Below are 5,636 nucleotides of genomic sequence, written 5' to 3' on the forward strand. Positions count from 1 at the left end.
ACGACCAGAGTTCCTGCTGGATCCGCGTCACCCAAGGCTGGGCCGGGGCGACCTGGGGCGCCATGGCCGTGCCTCGAGTCAATCAGGAACTGATCATCAGCTTCCTGGATGGCGATCCTGACCAGCCGATCGCCACAGGCCGCACCTACCGCGAGACCAATCTACCGCCGTACGAGCTGCCCAAGCACAAGACGCGGATGACTATCAAGAGCCGTACCCATAAGGGAGAGGGCTTCAATGAGCTGCGTTTTGAGGATGAGCTGGGGCAGGAAGAGGTGTACATCCATGCCGAAAAGGACAAGAACGTCCATATCAAACATGACAACACAACGTTTGTGGGTAATGACCGCAGTGAGAAAGTTGGGCATGACGAGCAGATAGAGGTAGGCCACGACCGCAAGGAACAGGTGGGCAATGACGAACGGATAAGCATCGCTCAGGACCACTATCACAGCGTAGGTCGAGATCGAGTGCAGAGTTTCGGTCGCAACCACCAGATCAGTATTGGCAAAGACCGGGTCGAGACCATTGGCAATAATCGACACGACACGATTGCAGTCAATCACCGCATGGAAATTGGCGGTAACGCCGAACAGGTCATTCAGGGTTCCCAACATATCTCTGCCGCGCAAGGCATAGGCACCAAAACCACGACCTATCAGCTGCAAACCAGCGACAGCCTCGTTCTACAAGGCCCCGGCGGTAGCATTACCCTGGATGCCAATGGCATCACCCTCAGCGGGATTGCCATCTACCTGAATGGGCCGACGCAACTTAACGTTAAAGGCGCAGGACACTCACTCATCCTTAGTGGCGTGCCGACAACCGGCGAACCGATCTGTGTTGGCTGCTGGCTCAAGGCCGCCCGTGAGCGTAAAGCCCTCGTGAAGGTGGACGCATGATTCCCGGTGAACTGCTGACTGCACTGACCAACGACCTTTACGCGCACGACGTCCCCCGTCCGCGATATCTCGTCGCGTTGATCGATATGGCGACATTACCTCAGGAAACCCGGCAAAAACTGACGGACCATCCAGGCTTTGATCTGCAACCACTGCTTCTGGCTCCCGGCCTGGAACAGCTCAGGCCATTGGGCCCGCACTTGGCATGTCCACGTGAGGCCACTCGCAAGGGCCATGGCGCACTGATCGACAGTCTTGCGCGCTATGACAGCAATACCATCGTCGCATGGATTACCAGCACTGTGAGCGCCGATGTGCTGGCCCGACATCTGAGTCAGGCCACGTTTGTCGACACGCAAGACAGCGAGCGTTACGTGTTGCGCTACTACGACAGTCGTGTCACGCCGAAGCTCTTGCGCCATGCGCCCGAGCAGTGGAGAGAGTGGCTGCTCGCACCCGTTGTGTCCTGGTGGTGCCGTGGGGCCACTCCAAGCCAGGAACAGTGGCATCGAATCCGCGGAGGAGCACGGTCAATCCCGATCGTTGCCGCCCCGCGATTGGTGATGGACGCCGCGTTATGGCAAGCATTGGAAAGTGACCCCCTGCCTTTCCGGCTACTGGAAACACTCAACGAAACCTCACCCGCTTTATTCAGTAGCCCGTGCCATGGAGTGCGTCTGGCGCTGATCGAGTCGCTGCTCAGCCAAGGAAAGAGCCTGGGATTGATTGACCATCACAACCTGACCGATTTCATCGTCCTCACCCTCCAACACACCCCCCAACGCTTGCACGGCACTGCCCACTGGCATGCCGCGCTGCAGCGTAGCGCCCGGGGCGAAGGACGCCTGGGCCAGTTGTTTCTCCAGGGAGCACGACCATGACCGCCCCGACCGACCTGTTCAACTTCGTGGCCCGGCAAACGTTCAGCACCGAAGGCAACAGTCCCTGCGTCAGCTGTAAACGCTCGGTGTCCCTGCTGCCGCTGCGCTATGCCGTGATCGGGCACACCGAATCGGCCCTGCCTCCTGCCCTGGCCAGGGCGGAGCCCCTGACCAACCTGCCCCTGACCGCCGCGCGCTATACCGTGCGCGCACTGCGCGAGGGGTATCTGTATGTGTTCATCCACCGCACCGCGACCGACTGGGTATGCGAGGGCGCCTATCAAACCTACAGCAGCGGCTTGTGCAAGGCCATATGGCCTGCCACCCCGGACGAGCTGGGGCTGGGCGGCCTGCCGGACTTCGGCGATCGGGTCATCCAGGTCAGCGATCCTGAAGACGTCAACGAAGCCCGCCTGCTGTTCACCCCGGACCTGCTGACGCCGCGCCTGCTCGCCGAAATCCGCACGCAACCGCGGCTGCGCAACACCCTGCGCAAGGTCGATATCCGCCAACTGATCCAAAGCTGCAGCCACACCGCACACATCATCGAGGCCCAGGCGCTGGACAGTAGCGTCGCCGACCTGCTCGGGCCGACCTCCCCGCCCTTGATGGCCCGCCTTGGCGAGCAACTGTTTGCGCCCCCGGCCGGCTACTCGGCCCTGGCGGGTGTGGCTACGCGGCTTGGCGCAACGGCGACCCAGGCGCAGGGTTTTGCCGTGGTGTTGGACGATCCGATCGGCATCACCCAGGAGCTCAATGCCTGGCGCAATCAGAGCGTGGAGACGCTCGAAACCTTCATGCGCAAAACCGACGGCGAAGGCATCGACAACCGGCGCAAACACACCATCGCCTTCGGCCTCGAAAACCTCAAGCTCACCCTCGCCGAACAAGCCGAGCAACGCTACGTCAACCACGCCAACGCGCTTGGCGTGAGGTACACCGACCGCGAGTACGCCAGCAGCAACGTCCACATGGTCACGGCGTCGATGGGCAGTTACCGCAGTTTCCGCAACCCCGCCGACCAACAGCGCCAGGAGCGGCACGACATCGAGCTCGCGCGCCAGGACAGCTGGGCGAAACGCTACGCGCCGTCGGTCGACGAAGCGCGGCTGCAGGCCTTCATGGCAGAGTTTGATGCGGCCGTCGCCCAAGCCGATGCGATCAAGGACCAGCGCGCCGCCGATCATTTGCAGTGGCTCAACAGCACCGCGTTGCTCGAGGCTTTTGCCTATTACGATGCCAAAGACAGCGGCAACGGCCTGGCGTTCGAAGCGCAACTGGGCGTGGCCGTTGCCGGCATGAACAGTACCGCCCTGGGCGAGGCGCAAATCGACAGCTGGAGCGCCCTCGGCGGCACGACGCCGAACAACTGGTTTTGGCGCGGGCTTGCCCAGAATCAGACCCAGGCCATCGAACAGATCAATCTGTTGCTCGCCCAACGCTCGCAACTGCCGACCCTGGACGGCGCTCAGCTGCAAGCCTTGAGCAAGTCGCTGGTCGATATCTACGCCAAAGCCCACGCGCTGGTCGGCGAGGTCAGCCTCAATACGCCGCCCTCTGCCATCCGACTCAGCGGCGCGGTGCTGCTGACCAACACCTTCGGTACCCGCCTGCTGCAAAGCAGCGCGGCGTCCCGGCTGGATAGCCCGCTCAATACCGCGCTGGCCCTGGTGTTCAAGGCGAGGCTGGGCCATTTGGGAGAGCAACTGCATTTCGAAAGCACGACCATGCCGCTCAGCCAGGGGGTCAAGGCGAAAATAGGCCTGGCCGCCCACAAGAGCTTCGGCGACTCGCTGGCCGCGGGTGCCGCCGGACCCATGCTGGAAGTGCGCCTGGGCAGCACCCTGGCCTTGCTGGAGGTCTGGAACCTGAAGCTGAAGGCAGAAAAGGCAGACAAAGGCACGCGCGAGTACATCGAGCTGACGGCCGCCATGCTCGCGGTGTCGGCGGTCGGGCTGGAGTTGGGGGCGGTGGCGGTGGGGTTGGCCGAGCGAAGTCATAACACGGCGATTCGCCAGGCCGGGCGGGTGATGGGGAGTCAGTTGAAGTTGATGGCGGGGGTGTTGGCGGGGGGAGCGGCGCTGATCGGCATGTCCTTTGACTTAAATGACGGAATTGGTGAAGTAAAGAATGACAATTTATCCCTTAGTGCTATCTATTTATCGCGAGCGACAGCCCAACTAGGAAACTCGCTATTTTCAACAGCCTTAGGGCTAGCAGTGGCAGCCCCCTATTTGGAACGATTAATAAAAACACACGGTCGAAATCGTTTTCTAATATACGCCTATCAAACATCCACACAATTAGCATTGAGGATGGCATTTTTGCTCCGCTGGTGTATACGAATCAATATTGTAATTTTCGCCGCCACCGTAGCGCTCGAGATATTTCTTCCCGACGACCTTCAGAACTACTTGAGCCATAGCACTTTTCGAAAAGATCGAGGTAAAGGGACCCCGGAATCCGTAGAACAAGAGCTAAAAAACCTTCACAGAGCTATCGAGGCGACCCTCTAATGTATTTTTTTGAATGGCTTATGTACGACGGGCGTGCGACGATTGATTACAAAGCATTGGCGAGAGAAGCTGACCAACAAATAGCGAACGAGGAAAAGCTGCCTCCCATCCGGGTAACTCAATCGGTTTCCCAAGCGATTTCGGACAACGATTCGCTGTATGCCTATAATTTAACCTATATTGATGTGCGCACACCAAGCGACGAAAAGCGCGGATTGATTACTTTAATTCCTGGCATTGGGGGAGCTTTATTAATATGGATGCTCATTACAACAATTTATTATATCGGCGGAAATTACATATCATTATTTCTCGGTAACGGTGGCCACCTAAATACCGTCGACTATATATTTATGTGGATCATTCCCGCCATACCTACAATCGCTCTGTATTTGTACATTAAATACGTCTTCCCCTATTTGCGACTCGAAGCATTCACCGCCCGGCGCCTGATCGTCCGCTTCAACCGCGTCACCCGCAAGATCTACCTGCTTCGCCCCAAACACCTGGGAGGCATCGTCGCCTTGGACTGGGACAACGCCGAAGTCTGCATCAACCCGAAGATGTCTGAACTGGACGGCACGGGAGGCTTCGTCATGCTGGGATGGGACAAAGAAACCCACTCCGTCCGTGACGCCGACGGCCATCTCAAGGACGACTTCGAAATCACCTTCGTGGGCAAGCCAACCCGTAACGCCTCCGAACTCTTGGCGTTCTGGGAATACATTCGGCGCTACATGGAAGACGGTCCGGAAGCGGCGCCCAAACCCAAAAAACTCATCGGCAAATTTCCCTGGCCGTGGCGCTCTTTCATGGCCGTGTGGCAACTGGACAGCCGGTTCGTGAAAATTCCTCAGCTGTGGATCTTCGTGCCGATCTATGGCCTGTTACTGCCGTTGATCCTTGTGCATGCCTGTGGCCATTGGGTGTCCCTGCTGTTGTGTTACGAGCCAAGGTTTCCTCGTTCGATCGAAGAGGCCGGCCTATGACCTTTATGAAGTCCGATTCAGCTCAAAGCCTCTCGGTGGGATTGATTGACCATCACAACCTGACCGATTTCATCATCCTCACCCTCCAACACACCCCCCAACGCTTGCACGGCACTGCCCACTGGCATGCCGCGCTGCAGCGTAGCGCCCGGGGCGAAGGACGCCTGGGCCAGTTGTTTCTCCAGGGAGCACGACCATGACCGCCCCGACCGACCTGTTCAACTTCGTGGCCCGGCAAACGTTCAGCACCGAAGGCAACAGTCCCTGCGTCAGCTGTAAACGCTCGGTGTCCCTGCTGCCGCTGCGCTATGCCGTGATCGGGCACACCGAATCGGCCCTGCCTCCTGC

5 protein-coding genes are annotated in these 5,636 nt (G+C 59.0%); all 5 read left to right on the forward strand.

Annotated elements, in window-relative coordinates:
- The coding region (locus tag BSF44_RS28960; RefSeq protein ID WP_141250115.1) for a type VI secretion system Vgr family protein at positions 1-902 on the forward strand (902 nt) is incomplete at its 5' end.
- Positions 899-1,783: a DUF4123 domain-containing protein gene (locus BSF44_RS28965; protein WP_095946408.1), complete on the forward strand. Its 885-nt coding sequence runs from the start codon at positions 899-901 to the stop codon at positions 1,781-1,783. The genes BSF44_RS28960 and BSF44_RS28965, both read left to right, overlap by 4 nt.
- Positions 1,780-4,299, forward strand: coding sequence for a T6SS effector BTH_I2691 family protein (locus BSF44_RS28970; RefSeq protein ID WP_095946409.1), 2,520 nt, complete (start codon positions 1,780-1,782; stop codon positions 4,297-4,299). Before BSF44_RS28965 ends, BSF44_RS28970 begins: the two co-directional genes overlap by 4 nt.
- On the forward strand, positions 4,299-5,288 hold the full coding sequence (locus BSF44_RS28975) for a DUF6708 domain-containing protein (protein WP_095946410.1): 990 nt from the start codon (positions 4,299-4,301) through the stop codon (positions 5,286-5,288). Before BSF44_RS28970 ends, BSF44_RS28975 begins: the two co-directional genes overlap by 1 nt.
- Positions 5,285-5,488 (forward strand): hypothetical protein, encoded by a 204-nt coding sequence (locus BSF44_RS28980; RefSeq protein ID WP_095946411.1) that lies wholly within the window; start codon positions 5,285-5,287, stop codon positions 5,486-5,488. Before BSF44_RS28975 ends, BSF44_RS28980 begins: the two co-directional genes overlap by 4 nt.
- Positions 5,489-5,636 lie beyond the last annotated feature (148 nt).

The sequence above is a fragment of the Pseudomonas sp. ACN8 genome, assembly GCF_002303925.1.
Taxonomy (GTDB): Bacteria; Pseudomonadota; Gammaproteobacteria; order Pseudomonadales; family Pseudomonadaceae; genus Aquipseudomonas.